Consider the following 22,630-nt stretch of genomic DNA (forward strand, 5'->3'; position numbering starts at 1 on the left):
CGCCTTCGCAGACCGTCAACGGCTGGGCCTTTTTACAAAAGCCCCCGCCCGCTCGGTCGTTACCCAGAAATCCCCCCTAAAGGCCTGGATCATGAGCAAGCAACCCTCCCTGAGCTACAAGGACGCCGGTGTAGACATCGACGCCGGTGAAGCATTGGTCGAACGCATCAAGAGCGTCGCCAAGCGCACTGCGCGCCCCGAAGTCATGGGCGGCCTGGGCGGTTTTGGCGCCCTCTGCGAGATCCCGGCCGGCTACAATCAGCCAGTCCTGGTGTCCGGCACCGACGGCGTGGGCACCAAGCTGCGCCTGGCCCTGAACCTGAACAAGCACGACAGCATCGGCATCGACCTGGTGGCCATGTGCGTCAACGACCTGGTGGTATGTGGCGCCGAGCCGCTGTTCTTCCTCGACTACTACGCCACCGGCAAGCTGAACGTGGACACCGCCGCACAAGTGGTTACCGGTATCGGCGCTGGCTGCGAACTGTCGGGTTGCTCCCTGGTAGGCGGCGAAACCGCTGAAATGCCCGGCATGTACGAAGGCGAAGACTACGACCTGGCCGGCTTCTGCGTCGGCGTTGTAGAAAAAGCCGACATCATCGACGGCTCCAAAGTGGCCGCTGGTGACGCCCTGCTCGCCCTGCCATCCTCCGGTCCGCACTCCAACGGCTACTCGCTGATCCGCAAAATCATCGAAGTGTCGGGTGCCGACATCGAAAACACCCAGCTCGACGGCAAGCCACTGACCGACCTGCTGATGGCGCCGACCCGCATCTACGTCAAGCCGTTGCTCAAGCTGATCAAGGACACCGGCGCCGTGAAGGCCATGGCCCACATCACCGGTGGCGGCCTGCTGGACAACATCCCGCGCGTCCTGCCAAAAGGCGCTCAGGCTATTGTCGACGTCGCCAGCTGGCAGCGTCCTGCGGTGTTCAATTGGTTGCAGGAACAAGGCAACGTCAACGAAACCGAAATGCACCGTGTGCTGAACTGCGGCGTGGGCATGGTCATCTGCGTGGCGCAGGAACATGTGGAAACCGCGCTGAACGTATTGCGCGAAGCCGGCGAGCAGCCTTGGGTCATCGGCCAGATCGCCACCGCTCCGGAAGGCGCGGCCCAGGTTGAACTGAAGAACCTTAAGGCGCACTGATGCCGGCAACCTGTGATGTCGTGGTGCTGCTCTCCGGCACCGGCAGTAACTTGCAGGCCCTGATCGACAGCACGCGCACCGGCGACAGCCCGGTGCGCATCGCTGCGGTGATCTCCAACCGCAGCGACGCCTATGGGCTGCAGCGCGCCAGGGACGCGGGAATCGAAACCCGCTCCCTGGATCACAAGGCGTTCGACGGCCGCGAGGCTTTTGATCGCGCCCTGGTGGAACTGATCGACGCCTTCGATCCCAAGCTCGTGGTACTGGCCGGTTTCATGCGCATCCTCAGCGCTGACTTCGTGCGTCATTACGCCGGGCGTCTGCTGAATATCCACCCTTCCCTGCTACCCAAATACAAGGGCATGCACACGCACCAACGTGCCATTGATGCCGGTGACCGCGAGCATGGCTGCAGCGTGCACTTCGTCACCGAGGAACTCGATGGCGGGCCTCTGGTCGTACAGGCAGTGGTTCCGGTAGAGTCGGATGACTCGGCGCAGACGCTTGCGCAACGGGTTCACACCCAGGAACACAGGATTTACCCGCTGGCGGTTCGCTGGTTTGCCGAGGGGCGGTTGATTCTCGGTGACCAGGGTGCATTATTGGACGGCCAGTTACTCGCGGCCAGCGGCCACTTGATTCGAACCTAGGAGATTTTATGCGTCGTGCCTTGCTCTTCGCTTTTGCGCTGTTCGCCTTGCCTGCGGTGCAAGCGGCAGACCTTCATCCCTTCTCCGTAAGCTACACCGCCGACTGGAAACAGTTGCCCATGAGTGGTTCGGCCGAACGCAGCCTGACCAAGAATAGCGACGGCACGTGGACCTTGAACTTCAAGGCTTCCATGATGATTGCCAGCCTGACCGAAACCAGCGTGATCCTGTTTGACAAGGACAGCCTGCAACCGAAGAGCTACACCTTCGAACGCGGCGGCCTGGGCAAAGCCAAGAAAATCAACCTGGACTTCGATCAGGCAGCCAAGAAAGTCACCGGTTTCGAAAACAAAGATGCCGTGAATGTACCCCTGCAAAGCGGCATGCTCGATAAGTCGACCTACCAGTTGGCCCTGCAGCGCGATGTCGCGGCCGGCAAAAAGAGCATGAGCTACAACGTGGTGGAAGGCACCGATGTCGACACCTACGACTTCCGCGTGATCGGCCCGGAAAAGGTCCAGACCAAGGTCGGCTCCATCGACGCCATCAAGGTCGAGCGGGTACGTGATCCGACGCAAAGCAAGCGCATCACACAGATGTGGTTTGCCAAGGACCAGGGCGGCATTCTGGTAGCCCTGCGCCAGGTCGAGACCGACGGCAAGGAATACAACATCATGCTGCAAGACGGCACCGTTGACGGTAACGCGGTCAAAGGCAGCTGATCGATCGATACGACTGAAAGCCTCGCGAATGCGGGGCTTTTTTTCGTCTGTTTTTCTCGCTCGCACAGGGTGCAGCAAGCCCTTTCACATGAAACTTTTGTCATCAAACCCACGGCTCTGCGGCGCAATGTCGCGGTTTACGGGGCCTGCAGCACTGTTGCGTTTCATGCAATGAATTGTTGCAGGCAAAAGCGGTTTACTTAGCAAGCTAACAAAACATATAACAAAGGCCTGCGACGACTTGCCGCAGATCCACCAGAGATTGGAGCAAGCAGATGACTGTAAAAGTAACTGAACGCGACGATGCACATATGTCCCATGAAGCGTTGGGCCATGGGATTCACATCTGGGATGTACACCAACAAGACCTGCTGGTCGGCATGTTTCATAACGAAAGCGACGCTCAGAACTATAAGAACGAGCTTGAAATGCTTGAGATGAGACGCCAGGCAGAAAGCGCCTGAAGCGCTGATAGTGCGCAGGCGCTGCGTCCACGACACGGAGCACCTGCGAAACAAAACCCCGCCTTCGAGCGGGGTTTTGCGTGGTCAAGACGGTACTTTTTAAATCACCGTAAGAAACCAGACACGTCTTACAAAAGTTGCATCTGCGTACTACGGGCTGCGTTGAAAACCCTGAACGGGCCCATTCCAGAGCCTCCCAAGCCCGCCTTCCCGCCTCCAAAGCGACACAATTGCCTTGAGACACCCCGCCCCAGCCAAGCGCGAATAAACGTGGGCGCCTATTCGAGTAACAAAAAATAGACATTTGATAATGGTTCTCGATACTATCGCGCCGCCTTCGACTCAGTACCCAGGATAAGGAATTCGACTCGATGTACGGAAACAGCATGACGCCTGAATCGTCCCTGCTCGCACGTTGGAGCGAAGCACTGGCCACTTCGCCCTTCCAGGCGAATCACATCACCCTCGAAGACCTTGCCGACACCTTGCAACCCGCCGCTGAACGTAGCTTCCAACGGCTGCTCCAGGCACTGCTGCGCGAAGCGCTGCTGGCTCCCGACACCTGTACCTACGACGATCATGGCCATTGCTGGCTGGTGTTGCCGGACCAGTCGCGCCTGTGCTTCGAGCATCTGCGTCCAGGCCGTATGGCCAGTTGGGACCTGCGCGGGCGCGTCGTGCATGTGCGCGAGGGTCAGCCGGCGCTCAAACTGCAATTCCCCTCGCAATTGCTGACGCTGCTCAACAGTACGCTTCAAACCCCTGCCGCGCCGGATGTACTGAATCGTCTGAACACTGAAATCGACGACAGCTTCGTGAACGACACGCTGTGCCTGGCCTTTCACGCGCATTGGACGCTGAAGCTTCAGGCCTCCATGCCAGCTGCCCACGCGGGCAACCTGCTCAGCTATCTCAAGCAGGACCCACAGGTCGCCAACCCGACCTGCGTGTTGGAGCAATGGGGCACGCTGGGCCATCCCTGGCACCCCAACTACAAAACTAAACTGGGCTTGAGCACCGAGCAGGTGATCGCGTTCTCGCCGGAGTTCGAAGCGCGCTTCCCGGTGTTGCTGTGCGCCTTGCACCGTCAATACGCACACGTTGAAACGCTGGCCGGTTCTGCGGATTACTGGCCGTGGTGGCAACAGCATTTTCCCCAGGCCGCCCGGGAATTGGCCGACGTGCTGACCGCGCAAGGCCTTGCACCCGCCGACTATCTACCGCTGCCCGCTCACCCCTGGCAGGCTCGCCAGGAGTTGCCACAGCTGTTCGCCAATGAGATCAGCGACCGGCTGCTGGTACTCACCGAGATTGTCGCGTTTACAGCCCACCCCACCATGTCTTTTCGCACCGTATTGCCGGACGGCCGCTGCGATGCACCGATGGTCAAGCTGCCAGTCTCGCTGCGCCTGACCAGCGTGCAGCGTACCGTTTCACCACGTTCGGCGCGTATGGGGCCGCGTATCAGCGAGCTATTGTTGAGCATTCTTTCTCGTGAGCCGGGTATCTCCAAGCGGCTTAGCATCGTACCGGAGCGAATCGGCGTGCACTTCAAGCCGCAACCGGCCAACGACGAACATTCCCGTCACCTCGCCGTGCTGTACCGCGATAACCCGCTGAGCCAGCTGCAATCGGGGGAAATGGCTGTGCCGGTCGGCAGCCTGTTCGCCCTCGACCAGCACGGCGAACCGCTGCTGCGACACTGGGTACGCCTGAGCCAGGGCCGGGACGATGCCCAAGGCATGCGCGCGTTTTTCCGTGATTACGCCGCGATCACGGTGCCGGCGCTGTTGGGCATGTACCTGCGCTACGGCGTCGCGTTCGAGGCCCATCAGCAGAATTCCTTTATGGTCATGAGCGACGACGGGCAACTGAGCCGCCTGTTGCTGCGCGACTTCGGCGATATCCGTATCGACCGCAAGACCTTGCATGCCCAGGGTCTGGACATTGAGCTGCACGACCCGAAAATGACCTTGTACGACGACGCCAGCTTTGTACGCGACAAGTTGCTGCACACGGTTTTCATGTGTCATTTGGGCGAGCTGGTACTGCTCAGCGCGCGTCATTTCGAAATGCCCGAGGCGCAGCTGTGGGATGAACTGTCAGCCCAGGTCAGCCAGTGTTTCGACGCGCTGCGCGACCAGGTCGAGCCCCAACGCTGGCGGACCGAACGCGCCGCACTGCTGGAGCAGGCATGGCCGGCCAAATCGTTTATGCGCATGCGCCTGTTGGAAAGTCACGCCGATATTGTCGGGCGGCTGCCCAACCCGCTGAGTGCCGCCGCCAATGAGCTCTGACCGTACGGCGTTGCGGTTGCTGGTGATGATTCAGTTGGTGTCGATGGGCGCCATGGAAATGAGCGGGCCTTTCTGGCCGTTGCAAATCCAGAAACTGCTCGGCGTTGCCAATGCTCATTACACTGGGCTGCTGTCAGCTCTGGTGTACGCCGGGCCGATGATGGCGGCGATGCTCCTGACACCGATGTGGGGCCGCCTGGGTGACCGCACCGGTCACAAGCCGATGATCCTGCGCGCACTACTGGCGCTGGCGGTGTGCCAGGCGCTGGCAGCGATCGCACAGGATCCTTGGTTGCTGGTGGCAATCAGGGTGGTGCAAGGCGCGTTGGCGGGCTTTATCGCAGCGGCCCAGGCCTACGCTCTGGCGTGCTGCGGCGACGGCGGACGCGGGCACATCCTCGCGCGGCTGCAATCGGCGACCGCCGTGGGTTCCCTGGCAGGCCCGGTATTGGGCGGCTGGCTGATGGACGTCTCGGGTTTCGCCCTGCTGTGCTACAGCGCCACTGCGGTCTGCCTGCTCTGCGCAGCGCTCAGCCTGTGGCTGCCCAGCGATGCACCGCGCGCACGACCGGCGCGCAACGCGACCCGCGCCGCGCTGCCCAAGGGCTGGCTCGGCGCGATGCTTGGCATCATCGTGTTGATCCAGGCAGCCAAAATGATGCCGCAGCCGTTCTACGCGCTGTACGTGGCCGATGTGCTGCACGCGCCGGCGTGGTTGATTGGCGCCAGCTATGCCGCCAGCGCGCTCACTCTGGCGCTTTCCGCGCCGCTGTGGGGTCGCCTGTTCGACCGGCACCCACCGACGCATACGCTGCGCATCATCGAATGGGTCACATGGGCCTGCGCCCTGACGCTGGCATTCACCGCCATGGCCAGCGAGTGGCTGGGGTTCCTCGCCAGTCGGCTGCTGTGGGGCGTATGGCAAGGCGCATTGCTGCCTGTCGCTTATACGTTGATCGCCAGCACCGTGCCCCCCAGCCAGCAAGGGTTTGCCCTTGGATTGGGTAATAGCGCCGCCAAGGCCGGCGCGCTATGTGGCGCGTTGATTGGCGGTATCGGCATGGGGATGGTGGGCCTGGCGCACAGCTTCTGGCTGGTCGCGCTCACCTATGCCGTGGCGGCCGTGGGCATCCGGGGGATCCGCGGGCTGGCGCGCGCGCCTGAGCCGTCCGATTTTTCTGTCAATACTTCTAATAACTCAAAGGCAAGGTCATGAGCAAAACACACTTGGCACTTCTACTGCCCTTCCTCGGCTCACTCAGCAATGCTGCCTGGGCCGATACCGCGGAGCAAACCCAGGAAGCTCCCACTAACCTGCAGTTGCAGGCAACCGTGGTCTCGGCCACGCGCAATGAAACCAGCATCGCGGCGATCCCGGGTTCGGTGCAGGTCATCGACGAAGCCCAGATCCGCCAGCAAACGGGCGCGGGGCGCCGGGTCGCGGACATCCTCGGGCAGTTGGTGCCGGGCATCGCCCCTTCCAGCGGCGGAATGAGTAACTTCGGCCAGACCCTGCGCGGGCGCAATACGCTGATCCTGATCGACGGCGTGTCCCAGAACGCCACGCGCGACAACTTCCGCCAGCTCAACAGCGTGGCGCCGGAGAGCATCGAGCGCATCGAAGTAATTTCCGGCGCCAGCAGTGTCTACGGTGCGGGTGCCTCCGGCGGCATCATCAACATCATCACCAAGCGCAACAAAGGTGAGGACCTGGCGTTCAGCAGCAAGATCGGCATGACCTCCGGCAACAATTTCAACCATAAAGGCTTTGCCTACGAGGCATTCCAGAGCGCCACCGGCCGCCAGGGCCCGGTGGATTGGTATGTGTCGGCCAATACCGTGCAACGCAACGACCAGTTCGACGGCAACGGCAAGCGCATCCCCCAGGACACGTCCCAGGGCAGCAACATGGACACCGACACCTACGACCTGCAAGGCCGTTTCGGCTACGAGTTGGATGACGATAAAAAGATCAGCCTGTCGCTGCAGGACTACAAGGACGAACAAGATACCCGCTACACCAAGAACCCACGCATCACCAGCGCTGCTGTTGCGGTCAAAGGCCTGGACCTGGACGACCAGCCGTCCACCCATAACCAGGCCGTCAACCTCAACTACACCGACCGGGACTTCTACGGTCAGGGCCTGCAGGTGGAAAGTTACTGGCGCCGCGCCGACGCGCTGTTCTTCCCGGACCTGTCTCGGGGCCGCGCCGGGGTGTCGGACAATAACAGCGTGCAGGACGTGTACGGCCTACGTGCCGCCATCGACACGCAAATGCCGGACATCGGCCGCGCCACCGGCAACCTGGTGTGGGGCGCGGATTACGATCACGAGACATCCCGCCAACGCGGTGACCAGTACCGGGTCAATGGCCTGACCTACACCAAGACCGGCACTACCTTCGAGTTGGGCCCGGACATCCAGACCACTACCAAAGCCATCTTCGGGCAGCTGTCCTACGACATTGATGACTGGACCCTACGCGGTGGTGTGCGCCGCGAATGGATCGAAAGCGACGTGGACGACAGCATCGCCTACGGGGAAATCGTGCAGACCGGCAATCGCGCGACGCTGCCGGGGGGCACCCTCAAGTATGACGACACCCTCTACAACCTGGGCGCGGTGTACCACCTGAGCGAAAACCAGGATGTGTTCGTCAATTTCAGCCAGGGGTTTTCCCTACCGGATATCCAGCGTTTTCTGCGTGACGTGAGCAGTCGATACGATATCCAGAACCTTAATGCCCAGGCGCTGAAAGTCGATAGCTACGAGCTGGGCTGGCGTGGCAATTGGGACAAGTGGCTGGCCAATGTCACCGCGTATGAAAACACCTCGGACGTCACACAGTTCTACGATGCCAACGACCGCGTGCTGCGCCTGGTCAGCCAGAAAGAACGCGTGCGCGGTATCGAAACCAGCCTGACGTATAACGTTACCGATGAGTGGTCAGTCGGCGGAACCTACGCCTACGCCAAGGGCGAGACGCGCCAGAACGGCCAATGGATCGACCTTCCGGCCACGCGCATCGCGCCAGCCAAGACTACCGCCTTTATTGGCTATGACCGCGGCGACTACAGCCTGCGCCTGCAAGGTATGCGCCTGGCCGACTACGACGTCGCGTTCAAGGACAATAACGGTCGCGATATCAAGGGCTATACGTTGGCCGATCTGCTGGGATCGGTGCGGTTGCCGGTGGGGCGCCTCGAAGGCGCGGTCTACAACCTGACTAATCGCAACTACCAGAACATGTTTGCTCAGGCAAATGCGCGCGCGCCCTATCCGAACGCAGAGGGGCGCACCTTCAGCTTGAGTTACGCCGTGGATTGGTGAGGGAAACTCCCCTCGTAGAAGCGCTTCAACAAGAAAAACAAACCCCGCCATTGAGCGGGGTTTGTTATTTGCAGCACGATGCGCCGCTTACCACATCAGGTCGTCAGGGATCTGGTAAGCCGCGTATGGATCATCCTCGTCCGGCACCTGGCTCTCGGTGAGGATATTGAGCTGTACGATGCGCTCGGGTGCGCGCTCCTGGATCTTCAACGCGGCCTCCCGTGGGATCACTTCGTAACCGCCGCCGTGATGCACGATCGCCAGGGAGCCGTTGCTCAGTTTGTTGCGCATCAACGTGTTGACTGACAGGCGCTTGACCTTTTTGTCATCCACGAAGTTGTAGTAGTCCTCGGTGGTCAGCTTGGGCAGACGCGAGGTTTCGATCAGTTGCTTGACCTGGGCCGCACGGGCCTTGGCCTCGGCTTTTTCCTGCTGCTGGCGGTTCAGTTCCTGGTCGCGCTTGATCTTTTCGGCCTTGGCCTCAAGGGCCAGGCGCGCCTGGGTGTCATCGGCTTCGGCCTGGCCTTTGTGGACCAGACGTTGCTGCTTCTGTTTCTCTTTGCCGACCTGCTTGGCCTGCTTTTGATTGACCAGACCTGCTTTGAGCAACTGGTCGCGAAGGGAAAGGCTCATGGTGCTTACTCACTTAGGCAACTGCTCAACCGCAGCTGGACACGTTCTTTTCCTGACGTTTGGCTTCGCCCCACAGGGCGTCCAACTCTTCGAGGGTGCAATCTTCCATGGGACGCTGGGTCTCGCGCAATGCCTGTTCGATAAATCGGAAGCGTCGTTCGAATTTGGCATTGGCGCCACGCAGCGCGGTTTCGGGGTCGACCTTAAGGTGACGGGCCAGGTTGACCGCCGCGAACAGCAGGTCGCCGACTTCATCGGCAATGGCCGCCGGGTCGTTATCGGCCATGGCTTCGAGGACTTCATCCAACTCTTCGCGCACGTTGTCCACCACCGGCAAGGCCGATGGCCAGTCGAAACCGACCTGGCTGGCGCGTTTCTGCAACTTGGCGGCACGGGACAGGGACGGCAAGGCGCTGGGCACATCGTCGAGCAGCGAAAGCTGCTGCGGTGCGTCGGACTTTTCCGCGCGCTCCTCGGCCTTGATCTGCTCCCAGCGTTCCTTGACGTGTTCTTCGCTGAGTCGCGGGACATCCAGCGGCGCATACAGATCGCCGGTCGGGAACACATGGGGGTGACGCCGAATCAGCTTGCGAGTAATGCTGTCGACCACCCCGGCAAATTCAAAGCGCCCTTCTTCCCGCGCCAGCTGGCTGTAATACACCACCTGAAAGAGCAAATCGCCGAGCTCGCCCTGCAAGTGATCGAAGTCGCCACGCTCGATGGCATCGGCCACCTCGTAGGCTTCTTCGAGGGTGTGCGGGACGATGCTCGCGTAGGTTTGCTTGATGTCCCACGGGCACCCGTATTGCGGGTCCCGCAGGCGATTCATCAGGTGCAGCAGGTCTTCGAGGCTGTACATCGGGCTACTCATGATGGCGTGCGATTACGCCGCGTCTCGATGATGTTCGGCAACTGGGAAATCCGCCCCAGCAACCGCCCCAGCGCATCCAGCCCGGGAATCTCGATGGTCAGTGACATCAACGCGGTGTTGTCCTCTTTATTCGAGCGGGTGTTGACCGCCAACACGTTGATCCGCTCGTTGAGCAACACTTGCGAGACGTCGCGCAGCAACCCCGAACGGTCGTAGGCGCGGATGATGATGTCCACCGGATAGGTGAGCACCGGTACCGGCCCCCAACTGACCTGAATGATGCGCTCCGGCTCACGCCCGGCCAGCTGCAACACCGAAGCGCAGTCCTGACGGTGAATGCTCACGCCACGACCCTGGGTGATGTAGCCGACGATGGCATCGCCCGGCAGCGGCTGGCAGCAACCGGCCATCTGCGTCATCAGGTTGCCCACGCCCTGGATCTGAATATCGCCGCGCTTGCCAGGTTTGTAGCCGGTGGCTTTGCGTGGGATCAGTTCCAGTTGTTCGTTGCCGCGCTCCGGCTCCACCAGTTGCTGGGCCAGGTTGACCAACTGCGCAAGGCGCAGGTCGCCGGCACCGAGGGCGGCGAACATGTCCTCGGCAATCTTCATATTGGCCTTTTCGGCCAGCTTGTCGAAGTCCACCTGGGGCAGCCCCAGGCGGGCCAGTTCGCGTTCGATCAGGGTCTTGCCGGCGGCGACGTTCTGGTCGCGGGCCTGCAGTTTGAACCAGTGGACGATCTTGGCCCGCGCCCGCGATGTGGTGATGTAACCCAGGTTCGGATTCAGCCAGTCGCGGCTGGGGGTGCCGTGTTTGCTGGTGATGATCTCGACCTGTTCACCGGTCTGCAGGCTGTAGTTGAGCGGCACGATGCGCCCGTTGATCTTGGCGCCCCGGCAGTTGTGGCCAATCTCGGTGTGCACGCGGTAAGCGAAGTCCAACGGCGTGGCACCCTTGGGCAAGTCGATGGCGTGGCCGTCCGGGGTAAAGATGTAGACCCGGTCCGGTTCGATATCGACCCGCAGTTGTTCGGCCAGGCCGCCGATGTCGCCGAGTTCTTCGTGCCATTCCAGCACTTGGCGCAGCCAGGAGATTTTCTCCTCGTACTGATTGGAGCCAGCCTTGACGTCGGTGCCCTTGTAGCGCCAGTGCGCACACACCCCCAGCTCTGCCTCTTCGTGCATGGCATGGGTGCGGATCTGCACTTCCAGGACCTTGCCCTCGGGGCCGATCACCGCAGTGTGCAGCGAGCGGTAGCCGTTTTCCTTGGGGTTGGCAATGTAGTCGTCGAATTCCTTGGGAATGTGCCGCCACAGGGTGTGGACGATGCCCAGCGCGGTGTAGCAGTCGCGCATTTCCGGCACCAGCACGCGCACCGCACGCACGTCGTAGATCTGGCTGAAAGCCAGGCCCTTGCGCTGCATTTTGCGCCAGATGGAATAGATGTGTTTGGCGCGGCCACTGATGTCAGCCTCGACCCCGGTGGCCTGCAGCTCGGAACGCAGTTGGTTCATCACATCGGTGATGAAGCGCTCGCGATCCAGCCTGCGCTCGTGCAAGAGCGTGGCGATCTGTTTGTATTGATCGGGCTCCAGGTAGCGAAAGGACAGGTCCTCCAACTCCCACTTGATATGGCCGATACCCAGGCGGTGCGCCAGGGGCGCGTAGATATCGAAGACCTCGCGGGCGACGCGGTTGCGTTTCTCGTCGTCGGCGTTCTTGACCGCACGGATCGCACAGGTGCGTTCGGCCAGCTTGATCAGGGCCACGCGCACATCGTCGACCATCGCCACCAGCATCTTGCGCAGGTTCTCGACCTGGCCCTGGGTACCCAGCACCATGGACTGCCGCGGGCTGAGGCTGGCGCTGATGGCGGCCATGCGCAGCACGCCGTCGATCAGTTTGGCCACCACTGCACCGAAGCGCTGGCTGACCGTTGGCAACGGAATATGCCCTTCGCGCACGCCGCGATAGAGCACGGCGGCGATCAGCGAATCCTGGTCCAGCTTGAGATCGGCGAGGATCTCGGCGATCTCAAGGCCGGTGCGAAAACTTGAAGTGCCTTCGGCCCACAGGTTCTTCGCCGCGTTGTCCTGTTGCTCAGACTCACGGGCGAACTCGCAGGCGGCCTTCAAGGCTTCACGGTCCAGTGCCGGATCGACACTGACCGCATGATCCAGCCATGCCTCGAGATTGATACTGCCGTCAGTGTTGATCGGCTGGTGTGCTCTCACCTGTACCATCTTGCTTACCTTCCCTACGACGCACCTTCGATGCGTCAAAAATCATCGCCAACCTGCTTTATCACTAAAGCTCACCCTGCAGATTCCCTGGCGGATCACGGCCCTGGAGAATGCAGGCCAGTCGGATTAAACGGGCATCCTAGCCCGCTTCAAATAACGCCATGGCCTCGACATGCGCTGTCTGCGGAAACATATCGAGGATCCCGGCACGTTTTAGCCGGTAGCCTTGCTTGACCAACTCAACCGTGTCCCGCGCCAGCGTCGCCGGGTTGCAGGACACATACACCAGACGCTTGGCCCCCAGGGTGGCGAGCTTGCGCACCACCTCCTGAGCACCGTCGCGAGGTGGGTCCAAGAGTACCGCAGAAAAGCCCTGCTTGGCCCATTCTGCGTCAGTCAAAGGCTGAGACAAATCGGCCTGAAAAAACCGCGCATTATGCAAATTGTTGCTGACGGCGTTGAGCGCCGCCCGGTCCACCATGGTCTGCACACCTTCTACCGCGACCACTTCACGCACCTGGCGCGCCAATGGCAAGGCGAAGTTGCCCAGACCGCAAAACAGATCCAGCACCCGCTCGTCGGGTTGCGGCGCCAGCCATTCCAGGGCCTGGGCCACCATCGCCTCATTGACCCCGGCGTTGACCTGAACAAAATCCCCTGGCCGATACGCCAGCTCCAGATCCCAGGCTTCCAAGCCAAATCCCAGGGTCAGATCGGGCTCCACCGGTGCCGGTTGCCCCTCCCCCTGGAGCCACAATTGAGCGTTATGGAACGCGCAGAATTCTTTCAACACCAGCAGGTCCGCTTCGGACAACGGCGCCATATGCCGCAACAACATAGCGATGGACGACCCGCTGAACAACTCCACATGCCCCAGGGCTTGAGGTTTGCTCAAGCGGCGCAGCATGTTCGGCAGGCGCTGCATGATCGGTTGCAAGGCCTGTACCAGCACCGGGCATTCATCGATGGCAACAATGTCCTGGCTGGCCACCGTGCGAAAACCCACTTCAAGGGTCTTGGCCTTGGCGTCCCAGCGCACGGCCACGCGGGCGCGGCGACGGTAGCCGAATTCCGGGCCACTCAACGGCGCCGCCCATTCCGATGGCTCGATACCGGCCACACGGGACAGTTGCTCGGCGAGCATGCGCTGTTTCAGGGCGAGTTGTTCGTCATGCGCCAGATGCTGCACGCTGCAGCCGCCGCAGCGGCCGAAATGCGCGCAAGGTGCAGGGCGGCGCAGTTCGCTGGCGCTGAACACCCGCTCGGTGCGAGCTTCGACCACTTTGCCGTGGGTGCCCAACACCCGCGCTTCGACCTCTTCACCGGCCAGGGCGCCATTGACGAACCAGGTGCGTCCTTCGAAGAACACGATACCGCGGCCGTCGTTGGCCAGGCGCTCAATGGTCAGGCGCTGTTTCTTGCCCACGGGAATTTGTGGGGCCCGGCTGCCGCCCGTCGGTTGGAAGCGCAGGCCTCTGTCGTGCTTGGCCATCAGTTGGGTTCGTCGAAAATGCCGGTCGACAGGTAACGGTCGCCTCGGTCACAGATGATCGCGACGATCACCGCGTTTTCGACTTCTTTCGACAGCCGCAGCATGCCGGCCACTGCACCGCCGGAGGAAACGCCGCAGAAGATGCCTTCTTCACGGGCCAGGCGGCGGGTGGTGTCTTCGGCTTCGCGCTGGGCCATGTCGATGATGCGATCGACCCGCGAGGCGTTGTAGATCTTCGGCAGATAGGCTTCTGGCCAGCGGCGAATGCCGGGGATGGCCGCGCCTTCCATCGGTTGCAGGCCGACGATCTGGATCGCCGGGTTCTGCTCCTTGAGGTAACGCGAGTTGCCCATGATGGTGCCGGTGGTGCCCATGGAACTGACGAAATGGGTGATGGTGCCCTGGGTCTGGCGCCAGATTTCCGGGCCGGTGCTGGTGTAGTGCGCCTCAGGGTTATCCCCGTTGGCGAACTGGTCGAGCACCAGGCCACGGCCTGCGGCGGCCATGCGCTCGGCGAGGTCGCGGGCACCTTCCATGCCTTCTTCCTGGGTCACCAGCACCAACTCGGCGCCATAGGCGGTCATTGCCGCCTTGCGCTCGGCGCTGCCGTTGTCGGGCATGATCAGGATCATTTTGTAACCCTTGATCGCGGCGGCCATGGCCAGGGCGATCCCGGTGTTGCCCGAGGTGGCTTCGATCAGGGTGTCACCCGGTTTGATCTGCCCGCGCAACTCGGCGCGGGTGATCATCGACAGCGCCGGGCGGTCTTTTACCGAGCCGGCCGGGTTGTTCCCTTCGAGCTTGAGCAACAGGGTATTGCTGGTTTCACCCGCCATGCGTTGCAAGCGGACCAGGGGCGTGTTGCCGACGCAATCGGCGATAGTGGGGTACTGCAAGGTCATGGCGTATTCGCAATCCAGACTGCGGGGCGCACATCATACCGGGAAAGGTCGGCGGGCCATATCACGCAAAGTGCGGTACTTATGGCTTATGGGAATAAGCGAGGGAAATGGGCAGCTGTGAGGGCCCTATTGGGGGCGGGCCCCTCCCACATGCGAGCGCATTTTCATGCTGCAACGCCCCTGCCTACTCCCAATGCCCGCCGCCATGATTCTTCTGGAAAACCTCGTCCCCCATCGCCGCAATCTGCCCGTCGATCAATGCTTCAAAAGGTTTGAGCAGCGGCTCGAAAGAAGTGGGTGCCTCCAGCACCTGCAATGCCTGCGCAATTGCTTCAACCGTCGACAAGGCTCCCGGCCCTGGCGCCTTGCGCAGCCGATAGCGCGACACACCGCCCTCGGCCAGCGACACCCGTGGCAACGCCGCCAACAACGGATTCAGGTGCAGCAATTTACGTGCTTTTCGCCAGGTGCCGTCGGGGACCACCAGCAACAGCGGTTGGTCGTCGGGCCCGTAGGCGTGCAATGGCTGGGCGTCGTCAGCGGGAAACAACAGCCGTGCCTGATAGCCGGGAGGGTTCAACAAGGTCGGCAGATCATCGAACACCTCGCCCACCACCAGTTGCGCATTGTTCAAACCTAATGCCGCCAGGCGCGCGGTATTGAGCGCATGGTTGACCTCGCTCGGATGCTGCAACAGCAACACCCGAGTGCGGCTATCCAGACGGGGAATCAGCGCACACAAGCAATGGGCGGCGGGCCTCAGGCAACGGGAACATTGGGGTCTGGACATGCTGGTATCAGGCCTGATTGAGCTGAGCTTTAAGTAAGTCGCGGAAAGTCTGGATCAACGGTTCGCGGCTGCGGCCCCGGCGCATGATCATCGAAAACGGTGCCTGATAACCAAAAGTGGCGGGCAACAATACCCGTAGATCGCCTTTGTCGGCCCAGGCCTGGGCGTAGTGTTCCGGCAGGTAACCGATATAGGCGCCGGACAGCACCAGGATCAACTGTGCCTCCATACTTTCCACGGTCGCCGCGCTGTGTTTAAAACCATGGCGCGCCAGTTCCGCCTGGCTCCAATAGCCGCGTCCAACCATGCGCTGCTGGGTAATCACCTGTTCCGGAATACGCCGCTCGCCGAACAGCGGATGCCGCGAGCTGCAATACAGCCAGTGCTGCTCGCGGTACAGCGGCATATAGATCAACCCGCTCATGCGATTGGAAAAGGCGCCAATCGCCAAGTCCAGGCGATTGTCCTGGACGCCTAGCTGCAATTCGTAGGGACTCATGACCGACAGATGCAGGTGCACCGCCGGGTGTTCCTGGCTGTAGGCGCCGATCACTTCAGCGAACGGCAGCGCCTTGTCGCTGACCGTGGAGTCCAGCACGCCGAGCTTGAGGGTACCGCGCAATTCCCCTTTGAGCGCGGCGGCGTACTGCTCGAAGCCTTCCAGCTCGGCCAGCAAGCGCAGGGTTTCCTGATGGAACAACTCGCCCTTGCTGGTCAGGCTGAAGCCGCCGCGCCCCCGATGACACAGCACCAGGCCGAGCGCCGATTCCAGCTGACTCATATAGGTGCTGATAGCCGATGTCGACAGGTTGAGTTCGTGCTGGGCATTGGCGAACCCCTGGTGTCGCACGACGCTGACGAAGATGCGCAGGAGTTTCAGGTCGGGCAAGGCGTTGGCCATGGTCGGCTCCGAGGGTTGAGAGCGGCAGTCTACCTGCCTGCTTTAGTTTAGAAAAATCTGAACTAAGTATTTGCCACAGCCGATTTGTCCGACGCCGCGCTTTTCGCAGAATCGGCCCCTGACAACCAAAACAACGATGAGGCACTCCCGTGGACAAGATTTTTCACCAACCACTGGGCGGCAATGAAATGCCGCGCTTTGCCGGCATCGCCACCATGATGCGCCTGCCCCACCTGCCAACGGCCAAGGGCCTGGACGCCGCGTTTATCGGGGTGCCCTTGGACATCGGCACCTCACTGCGCGCCGGCACCCGCTTTGGGCCCCGCGAAATCCGCGCCGAATCGGTAATGATCCGCCCTTACAACATGGCCACCGGCGCCGCACCGTTCGACTCGCTGTCGGTGGCGGACATCGGTGACGTGGCAATCAACACCTTCAACCTGCTGGATGCCGTGCGCATTATCGAAGAGGCGTATCACGAGATCCTCGAACACGACGTGATCCCCTTGACCCTGGGCGGCGACCACACTATTACCCTGCCGATCCTGCGGGCGATCCACAAGAAACACGGCAAGGTCGGACTGGTGCACATCGATGCCCACGCCGACGTCAACGACCATATGTTCGGCGAGAAAATCGCCCACGGCACCACGTTCCGCCGCGCGGTGGAAGAAGGTCTGCTCGATTGCGACCGCGTGGTGCAGATCGGTCTGCGCGCGCAGGGCTACACCGCCGAAGACTTCAACTGGAGCCGCAAGCAGGGCTTTCGCGTAGTCCAGGCCGAAGAATGCTGGCACCACTCTCTCGCCCCTCTGATGGCCGAAGTGCGGGAAAAAGTCGGCGGCGGCCCGGTGTATCTGAGCTTCGATATCGACGGCATCGACCCGGCCTGGGCACCCGGCACCGGCACCCCGGAAATCGGCGGGTTGACCACCATTCAGGCGATCGAAATCATCCGCGGTTGCCAGGGCCTGGACTTGGTGGGTTGCGACCTGGTGGAAGTGTCGCCGCCCTACGACACCACCGGAAATACCTCCCTGCTGGGCGCGAATCTGCTGTACGAAATGCTCTGCGTGCTGCCTGGCGTGGCGCACCGTTGATGAGCGCGCACGAGGTGCTGCAAGCGGCCGCCGACCTGGTGGCCGCGTTCGCACGCAATGACCGCGCCGCCTACTTCGACGCATTCACCGCCGATGCCAGCTTTGTGTTTTATACCCTGCCCGAGCCGTTGCTGAGTCGCGACGCGTACCAGACGTTGTGGGACAGCTGGCGCAGGGACGAAGGATTCGAGGTGCTGTCCTGCACGTCGAGTAATGCCCACGTCAGCCTGCACGGGGATGTGGCGATTTTTATGCATGACGTGGCCACCGAGTTGCGCATGCATGGGGAGCACTGCTCCAGCCAGGAACGCGAGACCATTGTGTTTATTCGGCAAGGGTCTGGCACACAACAAAAACAAGGCCTGTGGCTGGCCTGTCACGAACATTTGTCCGCTATGCCGGAAGGGCTGCCGCCCCCTTAGCCAATATGATCGGAGCTGATCATGAATAATAAAAACAACCAAAAAAGTATTCGCACCATAGAAACCAACGGGGTCGAACAGATCCCGGACCACGAGCGCACCGCCAGCCCCAAGGATCTGTTCCGACTGATCTTCGGCGGTGCCAATACCTTTGCCACCGCCGTTTTGGGCTCCTTCCCCGTACTGTTCGGCCTGTCATTCCAGGCCGGTGTGTGGGCGATTGTGCTGGGTGTGCTGGTGGGCGCGCTGATCCTGGCGCCCATGGGCCTGTTCGGGCCGCTCAACGGCACCAACAACGCAGTGTCGTCCGGCGCGCATTTCGGTGTGCATGGGCGGATTGTCGGCTCGTTTCTGTCATTGCTGACGGCGATTGCCTTCTTCTCCCTGTCGGTGTGGAGTTCGGGGGATGCACTGGTCGGCGGAGCGAAACGTCTGATCGGCCTGCCGGAAACCGACCTGACCCTGGGCCTGGCCTATGGCATGTTTGCCCTGCTGGTGCTGACGGTGTGCATCTATGGCTTTCGTTTCATGCTGTGGGTCAACCGTATTGCCGTGTGGGCGGCCAGCCTGCTGTTCCTGCTGGGCATCTTTGCCTTCGCACCGACCTTCGACAGCCATTTCGCCGGCAGCTTGGCCCTCGGCCAGAGCGGCTTCTGGGCGGCCTTTATCGGCGCGGCACTGGTGGCCATGAGCAACCCGATTTCCTTCGGTGCGTTCCTGGGGGACTGGTCGCGCTACATCCCGCGCGAGACGCCGAAACTGCGCATCATGCTGGCGGTGATCGCCGCGCAGATCGCCACGCTGATTCCGTTTCTGTTCGGCCTGGCCACCGCGACCATCGTGGCGGTCAAGGCGCCGGATTACATCGCGGCCAACAACTATGTCGGCGGCCTGCTGGCGGTGGCGCCGACGTGGTTCTTCTTGCCCGTGTGCCTGATCGCGGTGATCGGCGGCATGTCCACCGGCACCACCTCGCTGTATGGCACCGGCTTGGACATGTCCAGCGTATTCCCGCGCGTGCTCTCTCGGGTCAGGGCGACATTGCTGATCGGCGTGATGTCGATTGCCTTCATCTTTATCGGACGTTTCGCCGCCAACCTGGTGCAGAGCGTGTCGACCTTCGCCGTGCTGATCATCACCTGCACCACGCCGTGGATGGTGATGATGATCATCGGCCTGATCGTACGCCGCGGTTTCTATTGCCCGGATGACCTGCAAGTGTTCACCCGCGGCGAGACCGGCGGGCGTTACTGGTTCAGCCACGGCTGGAACTGGCGCGGTTTGGGGGCATGGATTCCCAGCGCGCTGGTGGGGTTGTGCTTCGTCAACCTGCCGGGGCAATTCGTCGGGCCGCTGGGCAACCAGGCCGACGGCATCGACATCAGCCTGCCGGTGACCCTGGGGCTGGCTTCGGTGGTGTACCTGACGCTGTTGCGGGTGTTCCCGGAGCCGGCGTCGGTGTATGGGCCGACCGAGTCGGCCAGGGCTTTGGCCACTACCCGCGTGCAAACCGCCTAAAACAATAATCGGAGACTCGCCGTCATGGCTTTGGATTTATTCGTCGTACTCATCTACGCCGCCGGCATGCTGGTGCTCGGCTATTACGGCATGCGCCGCGCCAAGACCCACGAAGATTACCTGGTGGCCGGCCGCAACCTGGGCCCGTCGCTGTACATGGGCACCATGGCCGCCACGGTACTGGGTGGCGCGTCCACCGTCGGCACGGTGCGCCTGGGTTATGTGCATGGTATCTCGGGCTTTTGGCTATGCGCGGCGCTGGGCATGGGGATCATTGCGCTGAATCTGTTTCTGGCCAAGCCGCTGCTCAAGCTCAAGATCTTCACCGTCACCCAGGTGTTGGAAAAACGCTACAACCCCATGGCGCGCCAAGCCAGCGCGGTGATCATGCTGGCGTATGCGCTGATGATCGGCGTCACCTCGATCCTGGCCATCGGCACCGTGCTGCAAGTGCTGTTCGGCCTGCCGTTCTGGGTGTCGGTGCTACTGGGCGGCGGCGTGGTGGTGGTGTATTCGACCATCGGCGGCATGTGGTCGCTGACCCTTACCGACATCGTGCAGTTCGTGATCAAGACCGTCGGCCTGATGTTTATCCTGCTGCCGATCTGCCTGTACCGCGTCGGTGGCTGGGATGAACTGGTGGCCAAGCTGCCTGCGTCGAGTTTTAGCTTCACCGCGATCGGCTGGGACACCATCATCACCTACTTCATGATCTACTTCTTCGGCATCTTGATCGGCCAGGACATCTGGCAGCGGGTGTTCACCGCCCGTGATGAAAAAGTCGCGCAGTATGCCGGAACCTTCGCCGGTTTCTACTGCGTGCTCTACGGGCTGGCCTGTGCATTGATCGGCATGGCGGCCCATGTGCTGATCCCGGACTTGGACAACGTCAACAACGCCTTCGCCGCTATCGTGAAACTGTCGCTGCCAGACGGCATTCGCGGCCTGGTGATCGCCGCAGCGCTGGCAGCGATGATGTCCACCGCCAGCGCCGGTTTGCTGGCGGCCTCGACAGTACTGACCGAAGACCTGCTGCCGCGCCTGCGCGGCGGCAAGCAGTCGAGCCTGAGCCTCAACCGCTTGTTCACCCTGCTGACCGGCGCGACAGTGCTGGGCATTGCGTTGGTGGTCAACGACGTAATCAGCGCTCTGACCCTGGCCTACAACCTGCTGGTAGGCGGTATGTTGATCCCGCTGATCGGCGCAATCTTCTGGAAACGCGCCAGCACACCCGGCGCGATCGCCTCCATGGCCCTGGGCTTTGTGACGGCGCTGGTGTTCATGCTCAAGGATGGCCTGGATGCGAACACACCGATCTACTACAGCCTGGCGGTGGGGCTGGTGAGCTTTGTCGCGGTGAGCCTGCTGTCGCGCAAGCCACAAGGCGTGACAGCTCGGGCGGTGTGAGACAAAGCGGTTTCTTCAGCGGGTGCGACGTCGGAGGTCGCACCCGCTTTTTTATTGGGCGTTCATGGCCAAAACCATAGGCGCTTTGGCTTGGATGATTTCCTGCACCAGAGAAGCCCACAGCAACCCCTGCGTGGTGCCCGCGGCATAGGTTCCGCCGGCGACGATGCGGTTGTGGGCGCAGCGGTACACGATGGATAGCTCTTCGAGATCATCACCCTCCAAGACCGACACAACGCAGTGCCGCCTACTCAGTGCGGCAGTTTGAGCCGGACTCAACTGCTGGGGCAGAAACCGGACCCCAGAGGCACCCAAGAGCGCCTCAAGTTCATCCCACAACGCAGTGGTCGCCTGCCCGTGTGCGAATCGTGCCAACGAAGGGTTGTCCGCCAGCAGCTTTTCGAACAGCTCAAGCCCTGCGCGGTGACACTCAACGGGCAAGCGGTGGTCGGGCTCTGGTTCCGCCGTCGGCTGCGTTGTTGACATGGGCCACGTATTGACGTGCTTAAGGCGGGTATCATCGCTGTGTCGTTCGGTTCCGTACACCGTGACCTGATAGTTGGCCAAGCGGAACATCACGGCTTGAAACAGGCTATTGATCCCCCTGCCGACGATCGACACACATGGCGCGGCGGCATCAGTTTGCACGGTCGGGATAGTGAAAGATTTGGCAAGGGACCGCTTGAGCAGGCCGCGCACGGCTATTAGGCTCTGCTGAACGCAGACGGCGTGGTCAAGGTCGCCATGGCAGGCATCGCTGGAGGTGGCTTGAATGGTGAAGGTCACCGGCTTGCGCCATGTATCGAGACTGCAGCCAAGCAGTTGAGCGCGCGAACGAAACTCACCCAATGTGACGGACCCGCAGCCCAGCACCAATTGAAGGTGTTCAGCCACTGCCAGGGCCTGGACCGCATCGTCGCTGAACACGTCTGGCTCGACGACGCAAACCAGACGGGCGTGTGGGTGCAGACACTCAATCAACGCCCCATCGATGCGGGGCATGGTTTCGTCATTCCGGGTCGGGCATAGGGCGACAGCATGGGCCCCCGTCAGCGCTTCGAACCGGTCCACCGCAAATGTCACTCTGCTGTCGGTGGTCTCTTGGGACTGATACTCACCCAGCACCTTGATTCGCACATGGGGGTCACGCTCAAGCAACAATCTGACAAGCGCCTTGCCCACATTCCCGTAGCCAACTACGCCCACTTCAGAGGGCAAGGCCCCCTCGCCAAGCGTCAGCCAACGCACCATATACGCCGCCACATGGGGCGCGTTGACGCCCGGGGTATTGATTACTCGAATATCGTTCGCTTCGCACAAGTCCAGTCGTACTTTATCCAGGCTCGTGCCTCTACGAATCAGACACAGATCGCCAAATGGGTGGGCTGAGCGCCACCGCTCAATGATTTCGGCATCGATGACTTGGTCCGCGATAATCAACGCGGACGGCCGCAACAGTGCGATATGCAACAGCAGTGTCTGCTTGGTCAGGGTGGGGGGAAGAAACACGACGTTGCCGGGGGCGTCGGCCCTCCAGCGTCTAGAGACAGGGGCGATGTGTAAAACCGTGTCGAGGGTGGCGATCAGTGAAGCGGCGACGGGCGGGACACATGAGAGCGTCATGGGCTTATCTCCAGCAGATTCATGTAGGCGCTGGAGATTTTTTCTACGCTGATTTTTCGGATTAACTAAGCCAGCCGAATCTGACAAACAAGTAGTCCGATTCCGATGCTCA

At 61.5% G+C, this 22,630-nt stretch carries 19 protein-coding genes; 11 read left to right on the forward strand and 8 right to left on the reverse strand.

What is annotated here, in order from left to right; translation table 11 throughout:
• The first annotated feature begins 91 nt into the window (after window positions 1–91).
• The 7 genes from purM to QRN41_RS10180 all read left to right on the forward strand — a co-directional run bounded on the left by purM (window position 92) and on the right by QRN41_RS10180 (window position 8,616).
• Entirely contained in the window at window positions 92–1,150 is a 1,059-nt protein-coding gene (purM, locus tag QRN41_RS10150; protein ID WP_285421511.1) for a phosphoribosylformylglycinamidine cyclo-ligase, read from the forward strand.
• Complete coding sequence (gene purN, locus QRN41_RS10155) at window positions 1,150–1,800, forward strand: phosphoribosylglycinamide formyltransferase (RefSeq protein ID WP_034099598.1); 651 nt, start codon at window positions 1,150–1,152, stop codon at window positions 1,798–1,800. Before purM ends, purN begins: the two co-directional genes overlap by 1 nt.
• A gap of 8 nt (window positions 1,801–1,808) precedes the next feature.
• Window positions 1,809–2,522 carry a DUF3108 domain-containing protein gene (locus QRN41_RS10160; protein ID WP_034138891.1) on the forward strand — a complete coding sequence of 238 codons (714 nt, stop codon included), beginning with the start codon at window positions 1,809–1,811 and terminating at the stop codon, window positions 2,520–2,522.
• A 275-nt stretch (window positions 2,523–2,797) separates the two neighbouring features.
• Window positions 2,798–2,986 carry a hypothetical protein gene (locus tag QRN41_RS10165; RefSeq protein WP_034099600.1) on the forward strand — a complete coding sequence of 63 codons (189 nt, stop codon included), beginning with the start codon at window positions 2,798–2,800 and terminating at the stop codon, window positions 2,984–2,986.
• 371 nt (window positions 2,987–3,357) lie between these two features.
• Window positions 3,358–5,283, forward strand: coding sequence for an IucA/IucC family protein (locus QRN41_RS10170; RefSeq protein ID WP_285421512.1), 1,926 nt, complete (start codon window positions 3,358–3,360; stop codon window positions 5,281–5,283).
• On the forward strand, window positions 5,273–6,499 hold the full coding sequence (locus tag QRN41_RS10175) for an MFS transporter (RefSeq protein ID WP_285421513.1): 1,227 nt from the start codon (window positions 5,273–5,275) through the stop codon (window positions 6,497–6,499). Before QRN41_RS10170 ends, QRN41_RS10175 begins: the two co-directional genes overlap by 11 nt.
• On the forward strand, window positions 6,496–8,616 hold the full coding sequence (locus QRN41_RS10180) for a TonB-dependent receptor (RefSeq protein ID WP_285421514.1): 2,121 nt from the start codon (window positions 6,496–6,498) through the stop codon (window positions 8,614–8,616). The genes QRN41_RS10175 and QRN41_RS10180 overlap by 4 nt, the downstream gene beginning before the upstream one ends.
• Before the next feature lie 87 nt (window positions 8,617–8,703).
• Here the strand turns inward: QRN41_RS10180 and QRN41_RS10185 are convergent, their stop codons facing one another.
• The 7 genes from QRN41_RS10185 to QRN41_RS10215 all read right to left on the reverse strand — a co-directional run bounded on the left by QRN41_RS10185 (window position 8,704) and on the right by QRN41_RS10215 (window position 16,448).
• Entirely contained in the window at window positions 8,704–9,249 is a 546-nt protein-coding gene (locus QRN41_RS10185) for a DUF2058 domain-containing protein (protein WP_034099601.1), read from the reverse strand.
• A gap of 25 nt (window positions 9,250–9,274) precedes the next feature.
• On the reverse strand, window positions 9,275–10,108 hold the full coding sequence (gene mazG, locus QRN41_RS10190) for a nucleoside triphosphate pyrophosphohydrolase (protein WP_034099603.1): 834 nt from the start codon (window positions 10,106–10,108) through the stop codon (window positions 9,275–9,277).
• 8 nt (window positions 10,109–10,116) lie between these two features.
• A complete protein-coding gene (gene relA, locus QRN41_RS10195) occupies window positions 10,117–12,363 on the reverse strand; it encodes a GTP diphosphokinase (protein WP_034099604.1) in 2,247 nt (748 codons plus the stop codon).
• A 139-nt stretch (window positions 12,364–12,502) separates the two neighbouring features.
• On the reverse strand, window positions 12,503–13,855 hold the full coding sequence (gene rlmD / locus QRN41_RS10200; protein WP_285421515.1) for a 23S rRNA (uracil(1939)-C(5))-methyltransferase RlmD: 1,353 nt from the start codon (window positions 13,853–13,855) through the stop codon (window positions 12,503–12,505).
• Window positions 13,855–14,757: a cysteine synthase CysM gene (gene cysM, locus QRN41_RS10205; protein ID WP_034099607.1), complete on the reverse strand. Its 903-nt coding sequence runs from the start codon at window positions 14,755–14,757 to the stop codon at window positions 13,855–13,857. The genes rlmD and cysM overlap by 1 nt, the downstream gene beginning before the upstream one ends.
• Before the next feature lie 184 nt (window positions 14,758–14,941).
• Window positions 14,942–15,547, reverse strand: a complete 606-nt coding sequence (locus QRN41_RS10210) for a tRNA-uridine aminocarboxypropyltransferase (protein ID WP_034138897.1) — start codon at window positions 15,545–15,547, stop codon at window positions 14,942–14,944.
• A gap of 7 nt (window positions 15,548–15,554) precedes the next feature.
• The gene (locus QRN41_RS10215) at window positions 15,555–16,448 is read right to left on the reverse strand and encodes a LysR family transcriptional regulator (RefSeq protein ID WP_034099609.1); all 894 of its coding nucleotides are present in this window, start codon (window positions 16,446–16,448) and stop codon (window positions 15,555–15,557) included.
• Between the two features lie 149 nt (window positions 16,449–16,597).
• On the opposite strand from QRN41_RS10215, the gene speB reads away from it, so the two are divergent.
• Genes speB through QRN41_RS10235 form a run of 4 tightly spaced genes read left to right on the forward strand, consistent with a single transcriptional unit; the run spans window position 16,598 to window position 20,895 of the window.
• Window positions 16,598–17,548, forward strand: coding sequence for an agmatinase (speB, locus tag QRN41_RS10220; protein ID WP_034099610.1), 951 nt, complete (start codon window positions 16,598–16,600; stop codon window positions 17,546–17,548).
• A complete protein-coding gene (locus tag QRN41_RS10225; RefSeq protein ID WP_034099612.1) occupies window positions 17,548–17,970 on the forward strand; it encodes a YybH family protein in 423 nt (140 codons plus the stop codon). Before speB ends, QRN41_RS10225 begins: the two co-directional genes overlap by 1 nt.
• A gap of 21 nt (window positions 17,971–17,991) precedes the next feature.
• The gene (locus QRN41_RS10230; RefSeq protein WP_285421516.1) at window positions 17,992–19,488 is read left to right on the forward strand and encodes a purine-cytosine permease family protein; all 1,497 of its coding nucleotides are present in this window, start codon (window positions 17,992–17,994) and stop codon (window positions 19,486–19,488) included.
• 24 nt (window positions 19,489–19,512) lie between these two features.
• On the forward strand, window positions 19,513–20,895 hold the full coding sequence (locus tag QRN41_RS10235) for a sodium:solute symporter family protein (RefSeq protein ID WP_034138900.1): 1,383 nt from the start codon (window positions 19,513–19,515) through the stop codon (window positions 20,893–20,895).
• 51 nt (window positions 20,896–20,946) lie between these two features.
• On the opposite strand, the gene QRN41_RS10240 is transcribed toward QRN41_RS10235, so the two are convergent.
• The gene (locus QRN41_RS10240; RefSeq protein WP_285421517.1) at window positions 20,947–22,518 is read right to left on the reverse strand and encodes a Rossmann-fold NAD(P)-binding domain-containing protein; all 1,572 of its coding nucleotides are present in this window, start codon (window positions 22,516–22,518) and stop codon (window positions 20,947–20,949) included.
• Window positions 22,519–22,630: the final 112 nt, after the last annotated feature.

The organism is Pseudomonas sp. efr-133-TYG-23, assembly GCF_030209215.1.
Lineage (GTDB): Bacteria > Pseudomonadota > Gammaproteobacteria > Pseudomonadales > Pseudomonadaceae > Aquipseudomonas > Aquipseudomonas rhodesiae.

Excerpts from the sequence above, each read along its gene's own strand:
- purM (WP_285421511.1), top strand. The coding sequence starts at position 92 with ATGAGCAAGCAACCCTCCCTGAGCTACAAGGACGCCGGTGTAGACATC.
- purN (WP_034099598.1), top strand. The coding sequence starts at position 1,150 with ATGCCGGCAACCTGTGATGTCGTGGTGCTGCTCTCCGGCACCGGCAGT.
- QRN41_RS10160 (WP_034138891.1), top strand. The coding sequence starts at position 1,809 with ATGCGTCGTGCCTTGCTCTTCGCTTTTGCGCTGTTCGCCTTGCCTGCG.
- QRN41_RS10165 (WP_034099600.1), top strand. The coding sequence starts at position 2,798 with ATGACTGTAAAAGTAACTGAACGCGACGATGCACATATGTCCCATGAA.
- QRN41_RS10170 (WP_285421512.1), top strand. The coding sequence starts at position 3,358 with ATGTACGGAAACAGCATGACGCCTGAATCGTCCCTGCTCGCACGTTGG.
- QRN41_RS10175 (WP_285421513.1), top strand. The coding sequence starts at position 5,273 with ATGAGCTCTGACCGTACGGCGTTGCGGTTGCTGGTGATGATTCAGTTG.
- QRN41_RS10180 (WP_285421514.1), top strand. The coding sequence starts at position 6,496 with ATGAGCAAAACACACTTGGCACTTCTACTGCCCTTCCTCGGCTCACTC.
- QRN41_RS10185 (WP_034099601.1), bottom strand. The coding sequence starts at position 9,249 with ATGAGCCTTTCCCTTCGCGACCAGTTGCTCAAAGCAGGTCTGGTCAAT.
- mazG (WP_034099603.1), bottom strand. The coding sequence starts at position 10,108 with ATGTACAGCCTCGAAGACCTGCTGCACCTGATGAATCGCCTGCGGGAC.
- relA (WP_034099604.1), bottom strand. The coding sequence starts at position 12,363 with ATGGTACAGGTGAGAGCACACCAGCCGATCAACACTGACGGCAGTATC.
- rlmD (WP_285421515.1), bottom strand. The coding sequence starts at position 13,855 with ATGGCCAAGCACGACAGAGGCCTGCGCTTCCAACCGACGGGCGGCAGC.
- cysM (WP_034099607.1), bottom strand. The coding sequence starts at position 14,757 with ATGACCTTGCAGTACCCCACTATCGCCGATTGCGTCGGCAACACGCCC.
- QRN41_RS10210 (WP_034138897.1), bottom strand. The coding sequence starts at position 15,547 with ATGTCCAGACCCCAATGTTCCCGTTGCCTGAGGCCCGCCGCCCATTGC.
- QRN41_RS10215 (WP_034099609.1), bottom strand. The coding sequence starts at position 16,448 with ATGGCCAACGCCTTGCCCGACCTGAAACTCCTGCGCATCTTCGTCAGC.
- QRN41_RS10225 (WP_034099612.1), top strand. The coding sequence starts at position 17,548 with ATGAGCGCGCACGAGGTGCTGCAAGCGGCCGCCGACCTGGTGGCCGCG.
- QRN41_RS10230 (WP_285421516.1), top strand. The coding sequence starts at position 17,992 with ATGAATAATAAAAACAACCAAAAAAGTATTCGCACCATAGAAACCAAC.
- QRN41_RS10235 (WP_034138900.1), top strand. The coding sequence starts at position 19,513 with ATGGCTTTGGATTTATTCGTCGTACTCATCTACGCCGCCGGCATGCTG.
- QRN41_RS10240 (WP_285421517.1), bottom strand. The coding sequence starts at position 22,518 with ATGACGCTCTCATGTGTCCCGCCCGTCGCCGCTTCACTGATCGCCACC.